This window comes from Rhizobium sp. 05L419, from assembly GCF_056397845.1.
This window is the reverse complement of record NZ_JBFTOF010000005.1, coordinates 15,632-37,260: the sequence shown is the minus strand read 5'-3', so window position 1 is coordinate 37,260 and position 21,629 is coordinate 15,632. Positions and strand designations below refer to the sequence as shown.

The 21,629-nt window shown below is 57.4% G+C and carries 24 protein-coding genes and 1 pseudogene; 16 read left to right on the top strand and 9 right to left on the bottom strand.

What is annotated here, in order from left to right; genetic code table 11:
- Nucleotides 1–115: 115 nt before the first annotated feature.
- From ccoN to AC1DMK_RS08000, 11 genes and pseudogenes are all read left to right on the top strand, one after another.
- Nucleotides 116–1,762: a cytochrome-c oxidase, cbb3-type subunit I gene (gene ccoN / locus AC1DMK_RS08050; protein WP_477858209.1), complete on the top strand. Its 1,647-nt coding sequence runs from the start codon at nucleotides 116–118 to the stop codon at nucleotides 1,760–1,762.
- 3 nt (nucleotides 1,763–1,765) lie between these two features.
- Nucleotides 1,766–2,518: a cytochrome-c oxidase, cbb3-type subunit II gene (gene ccoO / locus AC1DMK_RS08045; RefSeq protein ID WP_477858207.1), complete on the top strand. Its 753-nt coding sequence runs from the start codon at nucleotides 1,766–1,768 to the stop codon at nucleotides 2,516–2,518.
- A 17-nt stretch (nucleotides 2,519–2,535) separates the two neighbouring features.
- Nucleotides 2,536–2,706, top strand: coding sequence for a cbb3-type cytochrome c oxidase subunit 3 (locus tag AC1DMK_RS08040; RefSeq protein WP_477858206.1), 171 nt, complete (start codon nucleotides 2,536–2,538; stop codon nucleotides 2,704–2,706).
- Nucleotides 2,697–3,575, top strand: coding sequence for a cytochrome-c oxidase, cbb3-type subunit III (gene ccoP / locus AC1DMK_RS08035; RefSeq protein WP_477858204.1), 879 nt, complete (start codon nucleotides 2,697–2,699; stop codon nucleotides 3,573–3,575). The genes AC1DMK_RS08040 and ccoP overlap by 10 nt, the downstream gene beginning before the upstream one ends.
- Before the next feature lie 209 nt (nucleotides 3,576–3,784).
- Nucleotides 3,785–4,591 carry a DUF2189 domain-containing protein gene (locus AC1DMK_RS08030; protein ID WP_477858202.1) on the top strand — a complete coding sequence of 269 codons (807 nt, stop codon included), beginning with the start codon at nucleotides 3,785–3,787 and terminating at the stop codon, nucleotides 4,589–4,591.
- 13 nt (nucleotides 4,592–4,604) lie between these two features.
- A complete protein-coding gene (locus AC1DMK_RS08025) occupies nucleotides 4,605–6,875 on the top strand; it encodes a heavy metal translocating P-type ATPase (protein WP_477858200.1) in 2,271 nt (756 codons plus the stop codon).
- Nucleotides 6,872–7,030: a cbb3-type cytochrome oxidase assembly protein CcoS gene (gene ccoS / locus AC1DMK_RS08020; RefSeq protein ID WP_477858198.1), complete on the top strand. Its 159-nt coding sequence runs from the start codon at nucleotides 6,872–6,874 to the stop codon at nucleotides 7,028–7,030. The genes AC1DMK_RS08025 and ccoS overlap by 4 nt, the downstream gene beginning before the upstream one ends.
- A gap of 35 nt (nucleotides 7,031–7,065) precedes the next feature.
- The gene (locus tag AC1DMK_RS08015; RefSeq protein ID WP_477858196.1) at nucleotides 7,066–7,377 is read left to right on the top strand and encodes a hypothetical protein; all 312 of its coding nucleotides are present in this window, start codon (nucleotides 7,066–7,068) and stop codon (nucleotides 7,375–7,377) included.
- A 402-nt stretch (nucleotides 7,378–7,779) separates the two neighbouring features.
- The gene (locus AC1DMK_RS08010; RefSeq protein WP_477858194.1) at nucleotides 7,780–8,313 is read left to right on the top strand and encodes an NUDIX hydrolase; all 534 of its coding nucleotides are present in this window, start codon (nucleotides 7,780–7,782) and stop codon (nucleotides 8,311–8,313) included.
- A gap of 131 nt (nucleotides 8,314–8,444) precedes the next feature.
- Nucleotides 8,445–9,012: pseudogene (locus AC1DMK_RS08005) on the top strand (glycerol-3-phosphate acyltransferase).
- Between the two features lie 145 nt (nucleotides 9,013–9,157).
- The gene (locus AC1DMK_RS08000; RefSeq protein WP_477858192.1) at nucleotides 9,158–9,925 is read left to right on the top strand and encodes an alpha/beta hydrolase family protein; all 768 of its coding nucleotides are present in this window, start codon (nucleotides 9,158–9,160) and stop codon (nucleotides 9,923–9,925) included.
- Between the two features lie 126 nt (nucleotides 9,926–10,051).
- On the opposite strand, the gene AC1DMK_RS07995 is transcribed toward AC1DMK_RS08000, so the two are convergent.
- The 3 genes from AC1DMK_RS07995 to AC1DMK_RS07985 form a co-directional block, all read right to left on the bottom strand.
- Nucleotides 10,052–10,213 carry a hypothetical protein gene (locus tag AC1DMK_RS07995; RefSeq protein WP_477858190.1) on the bottom strand — a complete coding sequence of 54 codons (162 nt, stop codon included), beginning with the start codon at nucleotides 10,211–10,213 and terminating at the stop codon, nucleotides 10,052–10,054.
- Between the two features lie 127 nt (nucleotides 10,214–10,340).
- Nucleotides 10,341–11,054 (bottom strand): DNA helicase, encoded by a 714-nt coding sequence (locus AC1DMK_RS07990; RefSeq protein WP_477858188.1) that lies wholly within the window; start codon nucleotides 11,052–11,054, stop codon nucleotides 10,341–10,343.
- Between the two features lie 312 nt (nucleotides 11,055–11,366).
- A complete protein-coding gene (locus AC1DMK_RS07985; RefSeq protein ID WP_037068842.1) occupies nucleotides 11,367–12,005 on the bottom strand; it encodes a DUF1062 domain-containing protein in 639 nt (212 codons plus the stop codon).
- A 464-nt stretch (nucleotides 12,006–12,469) separates the two neighbouring features.
- Between AC1DMK_RS07985 and AC1DMK_RS07980 the strand changes: the two genes are divergently transcribed.
- Nucleotides 12,470–12,958: an RrF2 family transcriptional regulator gene (locus AC1DMK_RS07980; protein ID WP_037068840.1), complete on the top strand. Its 489-nt coding sequence runs from the start codon at nucleotides 12,470–12,472 to the stop codon at nucleotides 12,956–12,958.
- Here AC1DMK_RS07980 and AC1DMK_RS07975 read toward each other — a convergent pair.
- The 4 genes from AC1DMK_RS07975 to AC1DMK_RS07960 form a co-directional block, all read right to left on the bottom strand.
- Nucleotides 12,941–13,966 (bottom strand): mechanosensitive ion channel family protein, encoded by a 1,026-nt coding sequence (locus AC1DMK_RS07975; protein WP_477858185.1) that lies wholly within the window; start codon nucleotides 13,964–13,966, stop codon nucleotides 12,941–12,943. The genes AC1DMK_RS07980 and AC1DMK_RS07975 overlap by 18 nt on opposite strands.
- A 71-nt stretch (nucleotides 13,967–14,037) precedes the next feature.
- Complete coding sequence (locus tag AC1DMK_RS07970; RefSeq protein ID WP_477858183.1) at nucleotides 14,038–14,460, bottom strand: cupin domain-containing protein; 423 nt, start codon at nucleotides 14,458–14,460, stop codon at nucleotides 14,038–14,040.
- A 39-nt stretch (nucleotides 14,461–14,499) separates the two neighbouring features.
- Complete coding sequence (locus tag AC1DMK_RS07965; protein WP_477858181.1) at nucleotides 14,500–15,252, bottom strand: SDR family oxidoreductase; 753 nt, start codon at nucleotides 15,250–15,252, stop codon at nucleotides 14,500–14,502.
- A 70-nt stretch (nucleotides 15,253–15,322) separates the two neighbouring features.
- Nucleotides 15,323–15,802, bottom strand: a complete 480-nt coding sequence (locus AC1DMK_RS07960; protein WP_477858179.1) for a carboxymuconolactone decarboxylase family protein — start codon at nucleotides 15,800–15,802, stop codon at nucleotides 15,323–15,325.
- 131 nt (nucleotides 15,803–15,933) lie between these two features.
- Between AC1DMK_RS07960 and AC1DMK_RS07955 the strand changes: the two genes are divergently transcribed.
- Nucleotides 15,934–16,860 (top strand): LysR family transcriptional regulator, encoded by a 927-nt coding sequence (locus AC1DMK_RS07955; RefSeq protein WP_037068829.1) that lies wholly within the window; start codon nucleotides 15,934–15,936, stop codon nucleotides 16,858–16,860.
- Between the two features lie 312 nt (nucleotides 16,861–17,172).
- Here the strand turns inward: AC1DMK_RS07955 and AC1DMK_RS07950 are convergent, their stop codons facing one another.
- On the bottom strand, nucleotides 17,173–17,550 hold the full coding sequence (locus AC1DMK_RS07950; protein ID WP_477858177.1) for a nuclear transport factor 2 family protein: 378 nt from the start codon (nucleotides 17,548–17,550) through the stop codon (nucleotides 17,173–17,175).
- A 115-nt stretch (nucleotides 17,551–17,665) separates the two neighbouring features.
- Here AC1DMK_RS07950 and AC1DMK_RS07945 point away from each other — a divergent pair, with 115 nt between their 5' ends.
- Entirely contained in the window at nucleotides 17,666–18,157 is a 492-nt protein-coding gene (locus tag AC1DMK_RS07945) for a MarR family winged helix-turn-helix transcriptional regulator (protein ID WP_477858175.1), read from the top strand.
- Between the two features lie 197 nt (nucleotides 18,158–18,354).
- Here AC1DMK_RS07945 and AC1DMK_RS07940 read toward each other — a convergent pair whose 3' ends face one another.
- On the bottom strand, nucleotides 18,355–18,795 hold the full coding sequence (locus AC1DMK_RS07940) for a hypothetical protein (RefSeq protein ID WP_477858173.1): 441 nt from the start codon (nucleotides 18,793–18,795) through the stop codon (nucleotides 18,355–18,357).
- Between the two features lie 619 nt (nucleotides 18,796–19,414).
- Here AC1DMK_RS07940 and AC1DMK_RS07935 point away from each other — a divergent pair.
- Nucleotides 19,415–20,644 carry a multidrug effflux MFS transporter gene (locus tag AC1DMK_RS07935; protein ID WP_477858171.1) on the top strand — a complete coding sequence of 410 codons (1,230 nt, stop codon included), beginning with the start codon at nucleotides 19,415–19,417 and terminating at the stop codon, nucleotides 20,642–20,644.
- Nucleotides 20,645–20,897: 253 nt separating this feature from the next.
- Nucleotides 20,898–21,530, top strand: coding sequence for a LysE family translocator (locus AC1DMK_RS07930; RefSeq protein WP_477858594.1), 633 nt, complete (start codon nucleotides 20,898–20,900; stop codon nucleotides 21,528–21,530).
- The last annotated feature ends 99 nt before the right edge of the window (nucleotides 21,531–21,629 follow it).

Sequence of the window (21,629 nt, the reverse complement as noted above, 5' to 3'; positions counted from 1 at the left end):
TATCTCTATGTTGCCCGAACTTGCATGCTCCCAGAACTGATTGCCTTTCATAACTTTATGGCGCAGCATAATCCACGCGGCCTGGGGGATGGGCAGCAGCCGGGGATGGGGAACAATGGGACAGCTCACGACTGGCGAACGGGACCTCGCTGCAGCCATACTTATCGCGCTGATTGTCGTCGGGGTCGCCATGGCCGTCGCAGGTCGTTTTGACCCCATCGGGATACATGGGGGTATTGTCGCCGCCTATTGCGGTGCGCTGCTCTGTTACATCCTTTCTCTCGCGTTCGGCAAAGAGCCGGATGTCGCCCGCTTCTCCAGCTACTACGATGATCCGATCAAAGTCGGCGTGGCGCTCACACTCGGCTGGGCGATCTTTGGGATGTTCATCGGGGTTTGGGCGGCAGCCCAGCTCGCCTGGCCGAGCCTCAACTTTGATACGGCCTGGTCCAGCTTCGGCCGCATACGCCCCGCGCATACGACCGGAGTGATCTTCGGCTTCGGCGGAAACGCCTTGATCGCGACCTCTTTCCACGTCGTGCAGCGAACGTCGCGCGCAAGGTTGGCCGATCAGTTTTCGCCCTGGTTCGTGATCTTCGGCTTCAACCTCTTCTGTCTAATTGCGGTCACCGGGTACTTCATGGGTGTTACCCAGTCCAAGGAGTACGCGGAACCGGAATGGTACGCCGACCTTTGGTTGGTGATCGTGTGGATCGTCTACTTTGTACTCTTCATACGCACCTTGGCACGTCGCAAGGAACCCCACATCTACGTGGCCAACTGGTACTATCTCGCTTTTATCATCGTCGTGGCCGTCCTCCACATCGTCAACAACCTGGCGGTGCCCGTGTCGTTAGGGCATGCGAAAAGCTACACTATATGGCCCGGCGTACAGGATGCGATGGTGCAGTGGTGGTACGGGCATAACGCCGTGGCGTTTTTCCTCACGTCAGGCTTCCTGGGGATGCTCTACTACTACCTGCCGATCCGCGCCGAGCGGCCGATTTTTTCCTATCGGTTGTCCATTCTCAGCTTCTGGGGGATCACCTTCTTCTACATGTGGGCAGGGTCCCACCATCTCCACTACACCGCGTTGCCGATCTGGGTGCAAAATCTCGGAATGACGTTCTCCGTAATGTTGCTTGTTCCGTCATGGGCGTCCGCGGGAAACGCGTTGCTCACCTTGAACGGTGCTTGGCACCGCGTTCGTGATGACGCCACTCTCCGTTTCATGATGATGGCGGCGTTCTTCTATGGTCTGTCGACATTCGAAGGATCGTTCATGGCGATCCGACCCGTAAATTCGCTGTCGCATTATACCGATTGGACAGTAGGCCACGTTCATGCGGGCGCGCTAGGCTGGGTGGCCATGATGACGTTCGGCTCGCTCTACACGCTCATTCCATCGATATGGAAGCGCGGAAGGATGTATTCTTCGACCTTGGTTGAAGTGCACTTCTGGTTGGCGCTCGCAGGCACGCTCATCTACGTCTTCGCGATGTGGAATTCCGGCATCATCCAGGGCTTGATGTGGCGCACATATTCCGCCGACAACACATTGGTTTATTCATTCGTCGACAGTCTAATTGCAATGTATCCCTATTACATCGCCCGCGCCTTCGGCGGGCTGCTATTTCTCCTTGGGACGATCGTGGCGAGCTTCAATATCTGGATGACCGTCCGCACGGCTCCCGCGGCCGTGGAAGCATCTCACGACGCGCCCCTGCCTTCGGGCGTTGTCGAAAACGTGCCAGCGGAGTGAGAGATGAGCGACCCGCTGCACAGAAGACTGGAACGGACGGCCGTCGGGTTCATGTTGGCCATCGTCGCGGCGGGAAGCGTCGGCGGGCTCGTCGAGATCGCCCCGCTGTTCACGATCCACGAGACGGTCGAGGATGCCCCCGACATGAGAGTGTACACCCCGCTCGAGGTGGCGGGCCGCAACATTTATGTGCGGGAAGGATGTTACGCCTGCCATAGCCAGATGATCAGGACGCTGCGTGACGAGGTCGAGCGGTATGGTCCCTATTCTCTTGCGGTCGAATCCAAATACGACCATCCCATGTTGTGGGGTTCAAAGCGCACGGGTCCCGATCTCGCGCGCATCGGCGGGAAGTATTCCGACATCTGGCACGTGGCCCATTTGATCAACCCTCGCGACGTCGTCCCGGAATCAAACATGCCTTCCTACCGATGGTTAGCGGCAACCCCGCTCGATCTGGCCGATTTGCGGGACCAACTGGCGGCCCTTAGAACCGTGGGCGTGCCCTATACGGACGACATGGTCGCAAACGCGGCCGCAGACGCCTTTGGACAAGCCAATCCAGACAGCGATCAATCCTCAGGCGTCACGGAACGCTATGGGCAAGACACGCAGGTCTCTGCGTTTGACGGTGTAAAAACCAGCGTGACGGAAATGGACGCCATGGTCGCGTATTTGCAGGTGCTCGGCCGGCTGACGAAGGCTGCCTATCAGAACACTGCGGCACCGGAGCGGATGCCAAACCCTAACAACTGATTCCTCAGGGGATTGAAATGGACATAACCCACGAGACCATGTTGGAACTGTCCAAGGTTTGGGGCCTGTTTTATCTCATCCTGTTTTCGGTGGGGGTGATCGTCTACACCTTCTGGCCTTCCAACAAGGCGCGTTTCGATCGGGCGGAAACAGACATATTCGACAAGGACGACACCCCATGGCGATAGAGGAAGTCGATCCCGTAACCGGCCGGAAGACGACGGGACACATTTGGAACGGCATCAAGGAGCTGGATACTCCGGTGCCGCGCGGAGTTCTGCTCTTTCTGATCGTAACGCACCTGTTCGCCGTTCTATGGTGGATACTGTATCCGACCTGGCCGCTTGGAAGCACCTATACGAGAGGCCTGATCGGGACGGGTCAAAAACAGGCGGTAGAGCGAAAGATCGTAGAGGCTGATGCTTCGCGCGCGCCATGGATAAAGAAGATCGAGACCAGCTCCTTCGACGAAATCCGTGCAGACGAAAAACTGATGGAAAAGGTCAATTCCAGCGGTCGTCAGTTGTTCGGAGACAACTGTGCCGCCTGTCATGGCAGAGATGCAAAGGGCGGACGAGACTATCCCGATCTTACTGATGGCGACTGGCTTTGGGGTGGCGAACCGGAAAAAATCGTCGAGACGATGACGGTGGGAGTAAATACGACGCACTCCCAAAGCCGTGTCTCGCAAATGCCTGCGTTCGGAGCAGACGAAATGCTCGACCGAAAACAAGTGAGCGACGTCGCAGCCTATGTCTATTCGTTGAGCAACTCGTCCGCCGAAGCCGTAGACGCCAGCCAGATAGCTGCGGGCCGCCAGGTGTTCTTGGCAACCTGCGTGGCATGCCATGGCGAAGATGCCAAAGGCAAACAGGATGTCGGCGCGCCGAATCTGACCGATGGCCACTGGATTTACGGCGGGGGTATCGAACGGATCGTCCAATCGATCCACGGCGGACGGCAGGGACATATGCCCACGTGGGACGAACGCCTAAGTCCCGCTGAGATAAAGATACTGGCGCTTTATGTGAACAAGCTGGGCGGGAGGCAGCCGTGATAGCCAAAGCGAAGAGACCTATACCACGAGCCTTCAAGTGGCTGCTGATTGGCATGATCGGCGCGACCTTCGTCGGGGCCAACGCGCATCTTGTTTACATGGCGATCGCCACACAACCCGCTTGCATCGAACATATCAAGGAAAAGGGCCAACAACCGAACCAATTCAGGGCCGCCGATTCAGCTTGCTGAACGCACAGGGAGGATCAGATGCCGCAGGAGGACAATTCCGGCCGATATCGGAGCGAGGTATCAGGAATACAGGAGACGATGAATCCCAAGTTCCAGCGGCATCTGCGGCTCGGCGCTCCGTTCGGTTGGCTTGGCCAAGGCTGGCGAGACCTGATCCGGCAACCCTGGCCAAGTCTGGCCTATGGATTCGCAGTGTTCTTACTCGCGTTGACGACCGCCGCGATGCTGTTTCGATTCGGCCGCGACTATCTGCTTTTTCCGGCGCTGGCGGGAGTGTTGATCGTCGCACCGCTCTTTGCCGCGGGGCTCTATGTCAAGAGCCGAGCCTTGGCGAACGGGGAGCGCATTACGCTCAATGCGATGCTGAATGTCCGGCCGAGAGCCGGAGGGCAAGTCTTTTTCACGGGCATGCTGCTGTGCATGCTGATGCTCCTCTGGATGAGGGCCGCGGTCATCATCTACGCGCTCTTTTTCGGTGTCAACCCGTTCCCAGGTCTTGATGGCGTTGCAAGGCTGTTGGTCACCACCCCGTCGGGCTGGGGCATGCTGGTCGTTGGCTTGTGCGTCGGCGCATTGTTCGCCGGGTTCGCTTTCGCGATCGGAGTGTTCTCCATCCCGATGCTTTTAGATGAGCGCATAGACGCCTTCACGGCGATGGGTGTCAGCGTTGCAATGGTCTGGAACAATATGGGACCGTCATTGGTGTGGGGTGCGATCGTGCTCGCCCTCTTTATCGCCAGTCTGCTGACCGGATTTGTTGGACTGATCATCGTTTTTCCATTGCTGGGCCATGCCACATGGCATGCGTACAAGGCAATGAGGTAACGAGGGACGGACAATGACCTGCTGCACGTCAATTGCCTCGTCGCTCTACGATCCCGCACCCAGAAGGCCGGGGGTGGACGAGATCGCGTTGGCAAGCAGGGATTTGGGCAATGGCCTTCGGCAGATCACCTTGTCGGTTCCGGATATGCGATGCGGCGCATGTATGGCGCTTTTGGAATCGACCCTTGGCAAGGTACCCGAAGTTCGACTGGCGCGCGCCAATCTGACGGGAAAGCGGGTGACCATCAACTGGGAGGCCGGTAACGGCACGCCTCCGGACTTCGCCGCGCTGATGGGAGAGATGGGCTACACCGCCGCCTTGCCGACGGAGACCAGCGACCTACTGAACGGCGAGATGTCTTGCCTGTTGCGAGCACTGGCTGTCGCAGGCTTTTGCTCGATGAACATCATGGTTTTGTCCATATCGGTTTGGTCGGGCGCGGACTCTGCGACGCGTCAGGCGCTCCATATTATGTCGGCGGGGCTCGCTCTTCCAGCCGTGCTTTACTGCGGAGCGACGTTCTACCGATCGGCCTGGCTGGCACTCATGCACGGTCGGGCCAACATGGATGTTCCTATCAGCATCGGCGTCCTGCTCTCCTTCGGTCTGAGTTTATACGACACGTTTGTCGGAGGGCGGCAAGCTTACTTCGAGGCCAGTACCTCGCTACTCTTCGTTTTGCTCGTCGGACGCACGCTGGATCATCTGATGCGAAGGAAGGCACACTCGGCGGCGACGGCGCTGGCCGACATGATGCCGAAAGGCGCAAATGTGATACGCGCTGACGGACGGATCGAGTATGTTCCGCTGAACGAAATCGCGCCCGGAACCCACATTCTGATTGCCGCTGGCGACAGAATTCCGACTGACGGCACCATTCTCTCCGGCCTCACGGAGCTTGACCGCTCGTTGCTCACGGGAGAGAGCCGATGGACGAGCGTCGGACCAGGCGAAAAGGTTCGCGCGGGCGAATTGAACGTTGGCCATCCCCTGACTGTCGAAGCCACCGCAATGGCCGCAGATTCGATGCTCGCCGAGATACATGGGATGCTGGAAGCCGTCGAGGGCGGCCGATCCCAATATCGGCTGCTCGTGGACAGGGCAGCGCGCCTCTATGCTCCAATTGTCCATAGCCTCTCGGTTCTGACATTCATTCTGTGGTTCGTGACGACGAGAGACGTCCACCTCGCCCTGGCGACCTCGATCTCCGTCCTGATCATAGCCTGCCCTTGCGCTCTCGGGCTCGCGGTTCCGATGGTCCAGGTCGTCGCCGCCCGGAAGTTGTTCAAGCACGGCGTCGTGGCGCGGGACGGTTCGGCGCTGGAACGTCTGGCGGAAATCGACACCGTCGTGTTCGACAAGACCGGCACCCTGACGCAATATGCGCCAACGCTGCTGACCGGGAACTGGGTCGGACCGTTGGAGTTTTCATTGGCAGCTTCGCTGGCGCGGTTCTCCAGTCATCCGATGTCGAATGCGATTGCGGCCTACGCCTCACGGCGCGAGCCGCAGGCCCTCGCGCTCGATGACGTCAGAGAGGTTCCAGGCAACGGTCTCGAGGCATCTTTCGATGGGCAAATCTATCGACTCGGACGGGCGGCCTGGGCGAAGGGTGGCCAGGGAGAGGATCGGACTGCCGCAGCTTCCACGGTCGTCCTGACACGACAGGGAGAAATCCTCGCGTCCTTCGTTTTCGGAGAAAGCGTCCAGGTGGGGTCGGCGCAGGCGGTGCAGTTCCTGAAGGGCCGCGGCATCGCCGTCCAGATGCTGACGGGCGACGCCTCGGAAGCGGCTCGTGCAGTGGCAAAGGAGGTTGGAATCGACACGGTAACATCAGCCGCCCTTCCTAAGGACAAGGCCAAGACGATCGAAGCGTTACGCGACAGTGGACGCAAGGTGATGATGATCGGTGACGGAATAAACGACGCGGTGGCGCTCAAGGCCGCGCATGTTGCCATGGCCCCGGCGTCGGGAAGCGACCTCGGTCGAAGTGCCGCCGATTTCATTCTGCTCAATGGAGGCATGGACGGGGTCGAGATTGCCGTAACAACGGCAGGGCGCACGGCTACACTGATTCGTCAGAATTTTGCTTTGGCTATTATCTATAATGCTTGCAGCATCCCGCTGGCATTGCTCGGCTATGTAAACCCGCTCATCGCCGCGATAGCGATGTCCACATCGTCCATACTTGTCGTCGCGAATGCGATAAGGCTTGAGATCGATAGAACGCCACAAGCGCGGAACTTGGGCCGGATAAGTGAGTTGGTAGGAGCAAGACAGTGAGCACGTTGTCGTTTCTCATTCCCGTAGCCGTCCTGATGGGTATCGCCGGGCTTGGCGCTTTTCTTTGGTGTTTGCGCAGCGGCCAATACGACGACCTGGATGGCGCAGCAGAGAGGATACTGTTCGAGAAGGACGACAAGCCTCTCGGCGGCTGAAACCACGATTGTAAAACACTCTGAAGGAGGTTCGAATGGAAGACACGGATCATCAGTCTCCGTCGGGTGCCTCCGGCACCACTCAAAGCCCGCGTATTCGCATCATCGACCCCTCGGAGTCCGTTACGGGGGTGGGCATTGTGTTTGGCATCTTTGGTGCGGTGATCGGGGTGGTATTCACGGTGCTGCTGGGCGATGCATCAAGCGTTGGCTCTTGGATCGCCTACTGCTTCATTGCGGCGTTGGCGGGAGGTTCCGCAGGGATCGTCATTGGCGGAATGTTTGGAGCGATTTTCGGGGTAATCAGGGGAGTGACGATACCCGCCCGCAGGGATCGTAAGAGCTAAAGAGGTCGATCCGTTTGCGCGGTACGAGACAGTCGGTATTGAAGAAGGGTTCTGTGACCGAGGCAAATGCGTGGTATGGCTGCCACGCTTTTGAGACCTTGGTCTAAATCTCATAATGGCGGGAAGTTGCCGTTCGTGGCCTATTCCGAAAGCGATTGCTCTTGCCAGTTAATGCCAGATTAATAGGTCCTGACCCTAGCGCGTACGATCCTGGATGATCTCTCGCCGTTGCATCGTCTGCAATTGAMCGGCATCATGCTTGTTGATGATGTTGTTTCGAATTTGCGTCCAGCGGATGTTTCACGAGCGTGCCGAAGCCAACACTCGCATCATGAGGCCGGCTGTAAAAATCGCCGGAAGCATCCTTGCCTGCAATGCTGCATACCAATAATGGCAGCAAGCATGACGCCGAAAAAGAAACCGGAACAGGCCCGTCCGGGCAAACCAAAATCACTTCTACAACAGCTTGCGGCCAGGCCGGAGAAGCTTTTCGCGGGTAAGTTTCGTCAGCAGTATGGGGCTCTGTGCTTCCGCTACAAGGATGACGAGACAACCATCGAAATACTGGTCGTCACGTCGCGCGACAGTGGACGCTGGATCATCCCAAAAGGATGGCCCATGGAGCGTAAGGAGCCGCATGAGGCGGCTGCCATCGAAGCGTGGGAAGAAGCGGGCGCGCGTGGGAAGGTTAGGAAGAAGCCAGTCGGCAGGTACACCTATCTCAAGCTCTTGGGTGACGGCGACGTAGTACCGTGCATCGTCGATATCTTTCAGATCGAGATCATAAAGGCGCACGACAACTTCAAGGAGCGTGGCGAGCGCATCTTGGCTTGGGTCAGCCCCGACGAGGCAGCACGCCGCGTTCGAGAGGTCGAGTTGAAATCGTTGTTGGTGGATTTCACTCCTCACGGGCGTCGATCACCTCGGGCACGATGACCGGGCTCGCTCCCTCTCTAACTCGAAATCGAAGTTGCCAATTCGCCCGGAAGTCGGCAGCTTCGCTCCAAGAACGGTCATTTCTGTCCACGACCAAGCGTGACGGCGGTCTGCAGGGAAACGTAGGTTCTATGATGTTTTGGATAGGAAGTGCCGTTGGACTGCTAGTTGCCTACCTCCTTGGTTCTACACCGACTGGCTACCTGGCAGGAAAACTGGTCAGAGGCATCGATATCCGCGAGCACGGCTCCAAATCCACAGGAGCGACGAACGTGCTTCGCACTCTCGGCAAGTGGCCCGCGCTATTCGTGCTTGTTGCAGATGTGCTGAAAGGCGTGGCCGCCATAGCAGTTCACAGGCGGGAAATCCGCAGCCACGGGACTCGGTGTTCTGTTGGCGATTTCGTTGCCAGTGGGAATAGGCGCAGCGGTGGTTTGGGGAGTGGTGCTTGCCATCTCCCGCATCGTATCCCTTAGTTCGATACTCGCTGCTTTGACGGCTATCGTGCTCGTGTTCAGTTTCCAGCAGCCAATGCCATATCGGTTGCTGGTTGTTGCAGGTGGCCTGTACGTGATCGTGCTCCATCGCGCCAACATTCAACGGCTCCTCGCTGGTGCGGAACCACAGTTAGGGCAGGGCAGTTCGGAATCGAAGTCGAACCTATGCGTGGCGATTGCCAGCTTTGAGCTCGAGAGCTGACCTAGGTGATGCTCCGAACGCGCCAGTAGCGGTCATTGCGGCTGCCGCAAAACTCCCTATTCTGTGACGTCGCAAAAGTCAGAAAATCAGATGTCGATTTAATCGGGATTTTCGCGACAACACAGACGATCGAGCGTGAGCCTCAATGAAGTTTGACAAGTTTACCATACCCTCCTGCGAGGCAGATGTTCGATTAGAAATTGTTGTAGCAAAGCCTCAACACGGTGGGCCGTATCCAACGATTGTTTTCAACCATGGCTCTACCGGACGTGGTCACAATAAGTCCATTTACAGAAGGACAATAAGTCCCTCAGTCGTAGCGAACTATTTCGTTGAACGGGGCTGGATGGCCCTCTTTCCGCAGCGCCGGGGGAGAGGGAAATCAGGCGGAAATTATGGAGAAGGACTTGCTCCAGACGGCTCCGGCTATTCCTGCAATGTCGAAATTGCGATTGCCGGTTTCGAGCGGGCCGTGGAGGATGTTGATGCCGTAGTGCACCATCTGCGCGAGCGGTCTGACGTGGACCAGGACAAACTTGCCATCGGAGGCGTTTCACGGGGCGGCATCTTATCGATAGCATATGCGGGTATGCGGCCGAATACGTTCCGAGGCGCTATCAATTTTAACGGCGGCTGGCTCGGCAGAGGTTGCCCGAGCCACGAAATCGTCAACCCAAGCCTCTTCGAACGTGGCGCACCTGCCGGCATTTCGACACTTTGGCTGCACGGAATTTATGACCAGTACTATCGAATAGGACACTGTAGAGGAAATTTCGAAAGATTTCTGTCAGCCGGGGGACGGGGCGAATTCGTAGCTGCCCCCATGGGCCATGCGTTGATGTTCAAGCCAGCGCTATGGAAGAACCATCTCGATCATTACATGGACGGCATTGCCAAGTCGCAGAAATCCTGACCTTCGTCGAAAAAAAACCTCGTAGAAGTCAGAGTTTCACGACCGAGTTTTGCGACACACCGAATGACCGCATTGGGGCCAAGAGCGGACAGGTAATGCCATGCGAAAGTAGATCGGGTTTTTCCCTTAAAGGTCAGTCCCGGTGACGCCGGCGAGCAGGAGCAAATCCGCTTCCTCCGATGGAACATCTTCTGCCAGCCGTGCGGCGGCCATTGGCGAAAGCCAGGCGAATACGTCGTCAGCTGTTGTTGTGCCCGCCCGGCCAAGGATGCGACCAATCTTGCTCATTTCTGTTCCAACTAAGCCAGCTTGCGTGTGACGCCTTCTCAAGGGTACGCAACAAACCCTGTCACGTCCACTTTGCGCGGACTTTAGTGGGATACTTGCCGCGACCCTATCGAGTCGCGGCAGGCAATCAGGCGACGTCTTGCATCTGCGCTTCTCCGTCGTGAAGGAAGCACGCCTTGTTGAAAAGGCCTAGATCGACAAAGTTTGGAAGACGAATATCGCGGATGTCGGGAAGGCGCTTGCTTTCCGGATCAAACGACCTGTCGATCTGCGAAATGAACCCCAGAACAACACCGGTCTGTCGCGCAAAATCACCGAGAGTTTGTACCTGCTCGGAAAGAATAGGCTTGCTCCGCCGTTGGTCGAGTGCCTGAAGATAGTCGATGACTGCAACTGTTCCCGGTTCCGATCCCGGCATATGCTGGATGATGTAGTCCGCACTGATCTCATCGGAGGTGACAATCTGCAGTCTGTCGGCGACGCTGCCAGCGGCCCCTTCCAGCGATTTGAGGTGCTTTCTCGCCTGTTGTTCTGTAAATTCTAAAGTAAACAACGACGCCTTGCGATTATCTCGGGCTGCGTCAATCAGAAGCTGAAGACCAAGCGTGGTCTTGCCATGTCCGGGACGGCCAGCAAGCAACAACAGGTCGCCGTCATTCAGGCGAGAAAGTATCGTTTCGGAAAGTGGCCCGGAAGACATCCGGGACGACAGCATGCTCCACCTTGCAAGTCCCTCGTCTCGGGCGATCTGGTCTAATGCTTCGTTCAGGGGAACATTGTTATTGCGTGCCATCAGCTTGGCCCGACGTTTAAGCTGAAATATCGGTGCAGAAAGCTTCATCAAAGACCTCCATTGCGAGCCGAAACGCAACCCCTCCTAATGCGATGCTCGAACAGATGGTTCTATGATTTAGCGTCACCCTACATGTGTGATGCTTTCCCGAAAGGAGGGGGGAGGCTTGGGTCGAGCCTGTAACCGGAAGCTAGCGAGTTGCGTGATTCGCGGCAAGGTTGCTTTGGGCCGACTCCGGACGAAAGCCTCGGCCGGAAAGCGCTGATACCGTTGAAAAGCTCAAAAAGCCGAGTTTCTCACCAATATCCGCCAAAAGCGGATACGAAGGCCCCGGACCTGAGGCCTTCGTCACGTCTTCGATCATGCGGAAATCTTGGTGACCGCAGCCGGTTTGCAAACCAGTTCTCTTGCTTCAAGATCAGACAAATCCAGTGTTACGCGAGAACCATTCTTGATGCGCCGTCGCAGTAGGTCAGCGCGATCCGAATTCGCGTGGATCAGTCCGTTTTTGAAAAGGGTTGCCAACTGGGATCGCGAAATCGGAAGCTCGGAGGCGAGCAAGCGATCTAGCCGTGTGCTCGCCGACAAGGGAACCGAGAACTCTATTTCCAAATGCACCCAGTTGGGAGAGTCACGAACCAATTCTTTCTTGACCTCCACGTCTGAGAACTGGTCGATTCGTTGTGACTTCCTTCTAAGGGCCTCAAGGTTGAAGGCCTCGGCACGAGCCAAATTCGGATCGTTGGATTGCAGCGCTTCGAGCGTGGAGGGATCAATGTCACGAATCCTCTTCCGTTCAAAAATGGAACGGTTCCATGTCTTGTCGCATGTAGTGCATTTGTAGATGAGCCACGCGTCGAGCTTCCGACCATTGGCATTGAGCCTTATTTTGTCGCTGCTTTGAAAGGCTCTAAGACCCCCGCAACCGCCGCAAACGAGCCAGGGCTGTGGGCTTGTTGTAGGGACAATGGTCCAGCGGACCTGAAGTGTATTGCACATATCGTCTTGGTCTTCCGTTCGGAAGTTCACCAAGATGGGTGCGTGAGAATGCCCTTTGGGCGCGGTATGGCGTTTCTCGGGTGGCTGAAGAGCTTTTGCAGCGGGGCTGCAAATGGCACATGAAACGATGCCAAACCGGTCTCATGCCGCCACCCGATGAACACAACTACACAACGACAAACCTGCGTCGCCGGGTGTATGGGTGAAACTGGATTGAGACCGGGACTTACTTGGGCAAAATGAACCTCTGGATGCCAATGCTCTTCAACCAAAGCGATAGCAAAGACGCAAAAGCGACGAAAGTTGTTCGGGCAGCAAAATTTATCGTGATGCACTTTTGCAACTTAAAAGACAGGTGCACGGCGTCTTTGGTTGGACTTGTACGGCGGTTTCTCGATTTACATGCCGTCCGAATACGGATATCGTATATCCTTATTTAACGCAGTTGAATGTCGGTTAGAACAATGATCTTGAAAAGTCAGGTCGAGTGGGCGCTACACTGTTGCGCCATCCTCTCGGGTCTGCCCGAAGGCCGCTATTTGTCGACCAAGGCTTTGGCGGAGCTGCATGGTCTCCCCAAAGAATATCTTTCGAAAGCATTGCAAAGCCTGTCGCAAGCAGGGCTGGTACACACGACACTCGGCCCCTCTGGAGGATATCGGCTGGCGAAGAAGCCTGCCGAGATGTCGTTTCTGGATATCGTCGAGGCCGTCGAAGGCAATGGACGAACCTTCGTGTGCAACAACATCCGCGCCAACAATCCATGTCGTCCCGAAGGCTATTGTGAGGCTGGCCCGTGCGCCATCGCGCGCGTCATGTGGGAGGCGGACGATGCCTGGCGTAGCAAGCTGCGGAGCGTAACACTTGCCGACCTTGGACAGGCGCTTGAGAAGGACATTCTGCCGCAAATCTGGAGTGGCACTTTCCAGTGGGTGCTAAAGCGCGCGGGATAGCCGCTGAGCACCTGAAGGCGCTGTTTGATCGCCAGGGTCTCCCGCTACCCAATGAATTAAGCTCTGCGGCGGCGGCGCGAATGCCAGACCGTTTGCGGCACACTGCTGATAGACGGCATCGATGACTTCATTTCTGGCGGGCGTGCGTTGGGCCGGGCTGGTCACCCTGAACAGGAGTTCGATCTCGATGGCGATCGCGTCCACGCTCTTGAGGGCGACGATTGGCACGGGATTTTGAACGATGCACTGGCAGGTCTGCAATGCTGTCAGGATCGTCTCCTGGACGAGCGATGGGCGCTGCGTCGCAGCGATCCGCAGCGGCAGAACGATCAGATGGGTCTCGTCCGGGCGCGTCAGATTGGTCAATCCAACTTTCGCTAGGGCGCTGTTGGGAAGAACCACGATATTGTGGGCTGGCGTGAGAACGTGGGTCGAGCGCCAGTTATTTTCGACGACACGGCCCTCTGTTCCGTCGCCAAGCTGAATCCAGTCTCCAATGGAAAACGGCCGTCCCAGCGTCAGCGCAACCCCGGAAAACAGGTCACCCAGCGTATTCTGCAGCGCGAGGCCGAAAATGATGGCGACCACACCGGATGTGGCAATCAATGTGCCGATCGGAGCGCCGAACACCAAGCCGACGATCGAAAGGGTGACGCCAAGATAGACGGCGGCGACGATCAGGTCCTGAAAAAGCCTTGCCTCCTGCGGGCGGCGATCGAGGACGATGTAGAGGCGTACGAAACCAATGGCCGCCCAAGCCAAGTGAACCCACCAGAGAACGAGTGCCGACGCACCTAGAAAACTTCCGCCTGCGGCCCCGGCTCCGTAGGCGCGATACGGCATGATGCCACTCGACACCATGGCTGTCGTCATCGCCGTAAAGAAAGCGATCTGGACCACCAGCCGCGCCGTTGGCCTTTGGCGACCTTGAAGACGCCAAACGATGACGCCAAGCACTCCAAGCGCATCGACGGCCACGAGGGCAAGAACGGTGGAGTGATTGAGCATGGGACCTGCCTCGGTGAGATGGCGACAAGATGTGAAGGACCGGAGGCGTCCGCATCCGGTCCTTCCTGTCTTCACTTCTTGATCGGGAACGTCAGGTCTATCTGGTTCGTATCGACCACAAACACCGCCAACAGCTTCGCGGGCTCGGTCTTGCTGCCGTTCTCGCTCACACCATGACGATCGCCCGGCATCTCGGCGAAGTTCTCGCCGGCCTTGTAGACCGTGACCGGGCCATCGTTGACCTGGCTTCGGATCGAGCCTTCCAGCACCGTCGCATAAATGAACGCTGACTCCGGATGCGTATGCGCCTCGGAAAAGCCGCCCGGTCCGTATTCGACCAGAACGCCCTTCATGCTCTTGCCGGGAACATTTGGCAATTCGTGCTGGAAAACCAGCGTGACCTTGGAGGCATTGCCTGCCGCCGCGTCGTGAGCCGCGGCCATGCCGGGTAACAGGGCGGCGAATACCAGTGCAGACAAGATGGACTTCATCATCTCGATATTCCTTTCATGTGTCCGACCTTGCGTCGGGGATTACTTGCGTGGCGTTGTGGCAAACCACTGTTTGAAGGTGATCGTGCCAAGGTGAGGATCGTTGTCGGAGACGAGCGAGCCGTCATCCAGTCGCGCTCCGAAATAACGGGCTTCCGGATCGACCTCGACCGCGCGGGCATCGCCGATGGCTTTCAGGTAGCGGGCGACGAGATTGCTCAGACGCGACCGTTCCGGGCCTGCGATTTCGATCGTGCCGTTAACGGGAGCAGCCAGTGCCACTTCGGCCATGACGTCTGCCACGTCATCGGATGCAATCGGCTGAACGAAAGCGGGCGAAAGATGGACATGATCGCCAACCGTGCTGGACTGGACGATGCCGCCGAGGAATTCCATGAACTGGGTCGAATGAACGATCGTGTACGGAATAGTGCCAGCCTTGATCAACTTTTCCTGGGCCAGCTTGCCACGGAAATAGCCGCTTTCCTGCAGGCGCTCGGTGCCGACGACGGAAAGCGCGATGTGATGCTTTACGCCTGCGACCTTTTCCGCCGCCAGGAGATTGCGGCCGGACGTCTCGAAGAATTCCAGCACGGCCTTGTCTTCGAATGACGGCGAGTTGGCGAGATCGAGCACGACCTCGGTGCCCAAGAGTACTTCGGCCAGACCTTCGCCGGTGATCGTGTTGACCCCGGTGTTTGGCGACGCTGCAATCACCTCGTGGTTCTTGCCGCGCAGTCGTTCGACAGTCTTCGAACCGATGAGGCCGGTTCCACCGATGATGACGATTTTCACAATGGGTCTCCATTCGCAGCCGCGATACGACTGCGTCCAAATTCAGATTTCCTGGCGAAGGATCGGGAAGTTAGTTCAGCCCGGCCTTGTCGAGGCCGTAGAGCTTGTCCGCCGAGCCCGGTACGGCCTTGAAAGCGACGCTGGCGCGATTCCAGGCGTTGATCGTCATGATCGCGAAGGTCAAGTCGGAGATTTCCTTCTCCGATAGCTGGCCGCGTACGCGCTCGTAGAGCTCGTCCGGAATGCCGCCTTCGGGCAGCTTCGTGACTGCTTCCGTCCAGGCAAGCGCCGCGCGTTCGCGAGGCGCGAACAGATTGGATTCGCGCCAGATGGCGACATGGTAGAGACGGAGTTCGCTCTCGCCGTGAATCTTTGCTTCCTTGACATGCATGTCGAGGCAGAACCCGCAGCCATTGATCTGCGAGGCGCGAATGTTCACGAGGTCGTGGGTCTTCTGCTCGATCACGCTTTCGGCGGTAGCCATGCTGAGGTCCAGCAGCCTCTTGAAAAGTTCGGGTGATTGCTGGGCGTAATTGATGCGCTGTGTCACTTTTTTCTCCTTCAATTAAGGACAATTGATGTCCTTATGGATAGAAGATATCCGTAATTTCTGGACAGTAAAGCCCCTTGCGTCTATGGTTCTGACATAAGGCTTATGTCGAATAGTATGAGGAGATGGTGATGGACGTCGTGTCAGCGTTGAGAACGTTCCTGCGGGTGGCCGAAACCCGTTCCTTCTCGGCGGCGGCTGTCGACCTCGGTTTGAGCCAGCCGGCCGTCTCGCGACAGGTCTCCGCCCTGGAAGCACATCTCAATCTCAGGCTTATACACCGCACCACCAGTGCAATTGCGCTGACGGCCGAGGGCGAGCGGACCATTCCAATGGCGTTGAGAGTGATCGAGGCGGTTGAGGCTCTGGGCGATAGCAACTGCTCGGAAGGGGCGACGGCATCGGGGAAAGTAAGGCTTAGCCTCCCGGCACCGCTTGGAATCTACATGAGCGACCGTATCAATGAACTTCTAAGCGCCCATCCCCGACTGTCGGTGGAGTTGATCTTGCGCGAGGAAGCGTCGGACCTGGTCGGAGAAGGCATCGACCTTGAGGTGCGGATCGGACAGGTCCGCGACAACAGCCTTATGTGCCGAAACATCGGTTGGACAACAGCCTTCCTCGTTGCTGCGCCCTCCTATCTGCAAACGCGTAGCGCACCCCATACGCTGAACGAAATCAGTTCCCATGAGTGTATCTGCTACAGCCGCGCGGGCGAAAAAAGGACGTGGTCGTTTTCCAACGGCGCCGAAGAAGAGCACCTGCAGATATCGCCACGCCTCATGGCCAACAATTCCGTCGCCGTTCATCGGGCGGCCCTGGCGGGAAGCGGCCTTGCCGTGCTCTCGCACATCCTCGTGGGTCCCGACATCGACAGCGGACGGCTGGTGCGACTTATGCCGGACCTTCCGCCGGCGCGCCTACCCATCAACGTAGTCTATCTCTCGCGTCGAAATATGCCGTTGCGTGTCCGAACCGTTCTCGATTTCCTCGTGCAGTCGGTGCGTGATGACCCCTTCATGGCGTCTCAGGCCGACGCTGGGCAAATCACCCAGTGAGAGTGCAGGATGTCTGCAGTGGGCCGAAGGCGGAACGCCGTTTCCGGAAAGCGCCGATATTGTTGAAAAACTCGGCTTTCTGTAGCATCTGATTTTTTGGCGGGCCGTTGAGGCCCACACCGAAAATTGACGTGGGGGATCTCCTAATTTCGCGATCAAGCAGCGTCTGAGACGTGTAGCACGGTTGGGATAGCAGCGAACGGCAACATTCGCTCAAATCGCGAAATGCGGGCTTTTCGGCGAGCCCCGATTTTGGACTTTTTCAACAATATCCGCCACAAGCGGTCATTCCCCGCATCGTTAGTACGATAGTCACAAGGCCTCCTGGATATCGAAGCGAACGATCTTATCGCCTTCCATGCGGAAGATATGCGTCACGGTCTTGTCCTTCAGGCCATGGGTTTGCCCGACTAGCGGCTGACCATTGAGGTCAAATACTGACTGGATTACCTGGACAGCTACTGCACCATCTTCCGTTTTTTCGAATGCTACCGGGTCAACGTGTGGACTAACGACCGCCCACTGATGTGTCCAATATTCACGCACAGCTTCACGACCATGAACGTGGCCTCCATCCATGCCGTTGGCCCAAGCAACATCATCGGAAAGCACGGTAAGGACACCGTCGATGTCTCTCGCGTTGAAGCTGTGATAGATGCGCTTGATCATTTCGACGTCATTTTTCGACATATCGGCTCCATTGAAAGACTAGCTCGGCGGCAGCGAAGCGCCATTGTCTTATGCCGCGCACAGATATATATGTGCATATGTATATCTTGGTCAAGCGCAGACAAGGGGAAGCTGAATGGACAAAGACGTGCTCTCTACGCCCGGGCATCTCATCAGTCTTGCAGCGCGGGGGTTCGCCCGTCTTAGCGAATCACGCCTTAAACCGCTCGGTTTCGGTGTCGGCCAGCTGCCTGTGTTGATCGCGCTGCAAAATGGCAACGCAAGCACGCAGCGGGAACTCGCCCGCTTCGCCAAGGTAGAGCAACCACCAATGGCCCAAATGCTCGCTCGCATGGAGAGGGATGGCTTAATACATCGGACACGCGACCCGGCTGACGGTCGCAGCAGCCGCATCGTGCTTACAAAGACCGCACAGGAACGCATGCCTGAGGCAATTGCGACCCTGTTCCAAGGCAATCGCGAGTCATTGATCGGATTCACGGATGCGGAAGCGGTACAACTTCTCGATCTACTGACGCGGCTGATCGAAAATTTGGATCGAATTGCAAGTGGAGAGGTTTCGTATGCAAATCCTAATTCCTGCAACGAAGACGTTTCCCGCGACTAGCGAATGGCAGCTTCGGGCCGACTGCGGACCAGCGCTTCGGCAGGAACGCGCCAACAGCGGTCATTCGCGCTACACAGCGCGTTGGCCGATTTGGGCCGACAGTGGAACGGCCGCTTCCTAGATGGTAGCGCTGAAAGCCGACCTTTGCATTCAGCGTAGTGGGCCGACTGCAGCGACGACGAACGGAGCGACGGCGCTTACTTCACCGTGATGGCAATACCGCTAAGATCGGCGTTGACTTGCAGGCCTACCTGCTTGCCTGAGAGCTCGAGTTGGGCGCCCTTGTCATTGGTCATGACGATCACCTGGGCCCCTTTGCCGAGCGCGCCGCCACCGCCCGCCGCACCGTAGACCCCCGTCACATCTCGGGCGCGGCGAATGTGGCGAACGGTACCATGGAAATAGGTCTTAGAAACCCCGAAGGCGAGGCCGCCCGAGATGCCGCCGACAGAGATGGGATAGCGGCGACCATGGAAGGTCAGCGTGCCCTCGCCTCCAGAACCACCGACAAAGAAGGCAGCCTTGTAGACTGAGAAGCTGATCGTACCGCTGTCGGCAAGCGCGGAGCCGGCAAAGCTGATTCCTGCTGCAGCGATAACCGCAGCCGCGACTGAACGAAATCTGGACGAAATCTTCATGATGCGAGTCTCCTCAAAAACGAGGCTTACCCAGCCAGGAGGGCACGTCAGCGTCATGCCAAAGTCACAGCTGAAACAGTCTCGCCTGTCATTAGTTCCAAACACGCGGCCAGAATCCGGCTGCGAGAAGGCCGCCACGAAACGAGGCGGATGGCAAACATAGTCTCGGTGGCAGGGCCGGTGGCAGCCAACGCTCGGCTGACTCAGGATTGCCTGCACGAGATCTAGAGCCACGAAAGCGAGGGGATGCGCAAAGCTGTAAACATTTAACAGCCCACAACCTTTGATCGCGTTTCTGAGACGTGCTCGGAGGCTCGTCGCGACGCCACGTACAGCGCGGTCACAGGAGATGTCTGCTTCCGGGCAACGTCAAGATCGACTTCTACGGCCGACATGGGCGGCGCAAAGCGGCCGTCTCCGACCTGTGCTCCACAATTTCCGCTTAGCGCCGACAGCCGACCCCAGCGCCCCATTATCATGTGATGGGTTAGGCAGCTCGCGCGCCAATTGCGGTCATTGCGGCTGCCGCAAAACTCCCTATTCTGCAACGTCGCAAAAGTCAGAAAAACAAGTGTCGATTTAATTGGGATATATGCGATAGACGTCGCGAGGCATTTTTTTGGATATCAATCTAACGACAACATCAATCAGCTTCCGTGAGCGTATTCTGCTCTACGCCCTGCTTACTTCGCTGACTTCTATTAGCATAGACGCACTCTTGCCGGGTCTGCGGGCAATTGGAGCCGATGTCGGCGTTTCACCGCCATTATCTACGCAGCACATCATATCACTGTTCATCTTCGGCATGGCGTTCGGGGAATTGCTGCTGGGGCCGCTTTCTGATGCGCTGGGCCGAAAGAAGGCGCTGGTCCTCGGCCTCAGCGTCTATGCGATCGGGACAGTCGTTGCCATGCTGGCGGGCTCGCTGGAAATGGTGATCTTTGGGCGGTTCCTTCAGGGGGTCGGGGTGTCCGGCCCGAAGATTGCGACACGAGCGATGATTCGGGACCAATTTGAAGGTGACGCCATGGCCCGTGTCATGTCCTTTATGTTCACGCTGTTTATTCTCGTACCGATGCTGGCGCCAGCCTTGGCACAAGCCGTCATCACTACCGCAGGATGGCGCAGCGTCTTTATCTTCTACCTCGTGTTCGCCACTCTGCTCGGCCTCTGGCTGATGCTACGCCAGCCGGAAACCCTACCACCGGAGCGGCGGATCGCCTTTCGCCCAAGGCTGCTGTTCCGCAACGCGCAGAGCATTCTCACCAATCGTCGCGTGACGCTGCTTATCCTCGCCACCGGCCTCGTTTTTGGGGCGCAGCTTCTTTATCTGAGCACTGCCGCCGACCTTTTCTTGGATGCCTACGGGATCGCGGAGACCTTTCCGCTCTATTTCGCCATGCTGGCTACCGGTATCGGGCTGGCCTCGTTCCTCAATGCCCGGCTCGTGCAACGCTTCGGCATGGATGCTATGGCCCGCGCCGGATTTCTCGGCCTGATGCTGGCGGGGCTGGCGATGCTCTCTGCGGTTATTGCCTTCGACAAGCATCCGCCGCTCACGTTCCTTCTGGCGCTGACCTATGGAGCCTTCTTCGCGATTGGAATACTCTTCGGCAATCTCAACGCCATGGCGATGCGCCCGCTGGGGGAGGTGGCGGGATTGGCCGCCTCGCTGATCGCCGCCGGTTCCAGCCTTGTCGCCACGGTTTTTGCGGTCACGATGGGCCGCTTCTATGACGGCACGCCTCTTAATCTGGCCTGCGGTCTCTTCATTGCCGGTACGCTTTCGCTTATCCTGGCCGAACTGTCGGCGCGCGGCTCTGCGATGCCAATAGAGGTTACTCGATAGAGCGTCGCAGAAATTCCTGATTTTTGATGCAGAACCCGACGCCTTGATCTTCAAGAACAATTTCTGTCGCAAAACTCCCTTCCAGAAGTCCGCATTTTGCGAGGGAATTTTGCGACACGTTCCATGTCCGCAATGGGCGCGCCGATAGGCGACGTTGACTGATGTACGCAAAGCGCCGCCGACACCGGACATTGCACGGGCGGCGAAAGCCTTTATTCTGCAGTTCCTGCGCGCAAGAAAAGGGGATCGCCGGATGCCAACTTTGGAAATCCTGTTTGCATTCGTCATCACCACCACGGTCTTCGCTTTTGTTCCGGGACCGGCCATGCTCTATGCGGCGGCTCGCACTATGGCGGGTGGTCGACGAGCGGGATTTATGGCGGTGTTGGGCATCCACATTGGGGCATACATCCACATTGTCGCAGCAGCGGCAGGGTTGTCCGTACTTTTTCATGCGGTCCCGGTGGCGTATATGCTCGTCAAGCTTGCAGGGGCGATCTACCTTATCTGGCTTGGGATCTCCCTCTTTCGAACAAGACATGCAGACGCAGGCGACTTGTCCCCCAAACTGGCAAAGTCAGCGCGGAAGGCGTTCATTGAGAGCGTTACCGTTGAGGCCTTGAACCCTAAGACAGCGATCTTCTTCATGGCTTTCCTTCCGCAGTTCGTGGATAGCGCCGCCAGTTTCCCAGTTTGGGTACAGCTTGCTATCCTCGGAACGGTGGTGAACGCCATTTTCACGTTCGCCGATGTCGTGTGTGTACTGCTTGCGGGGCTGATTGTTGCGAGATTGAAGCAATCCGGTGCGCTACAGAAACTCGTTCAACGAATGGGGGGCACCATACTCGTAGGGCTGGGCTTGCACTTGGCCTTGCAGCGGAATTGAGCAGGTCGCAAAGTCCAAATATGGGCCGACAGCTGACTTCGGCAGGGTAGCGTCAAGACCGGACATTGACAGGATGTCATGATTTCCTATCCTCGCGCA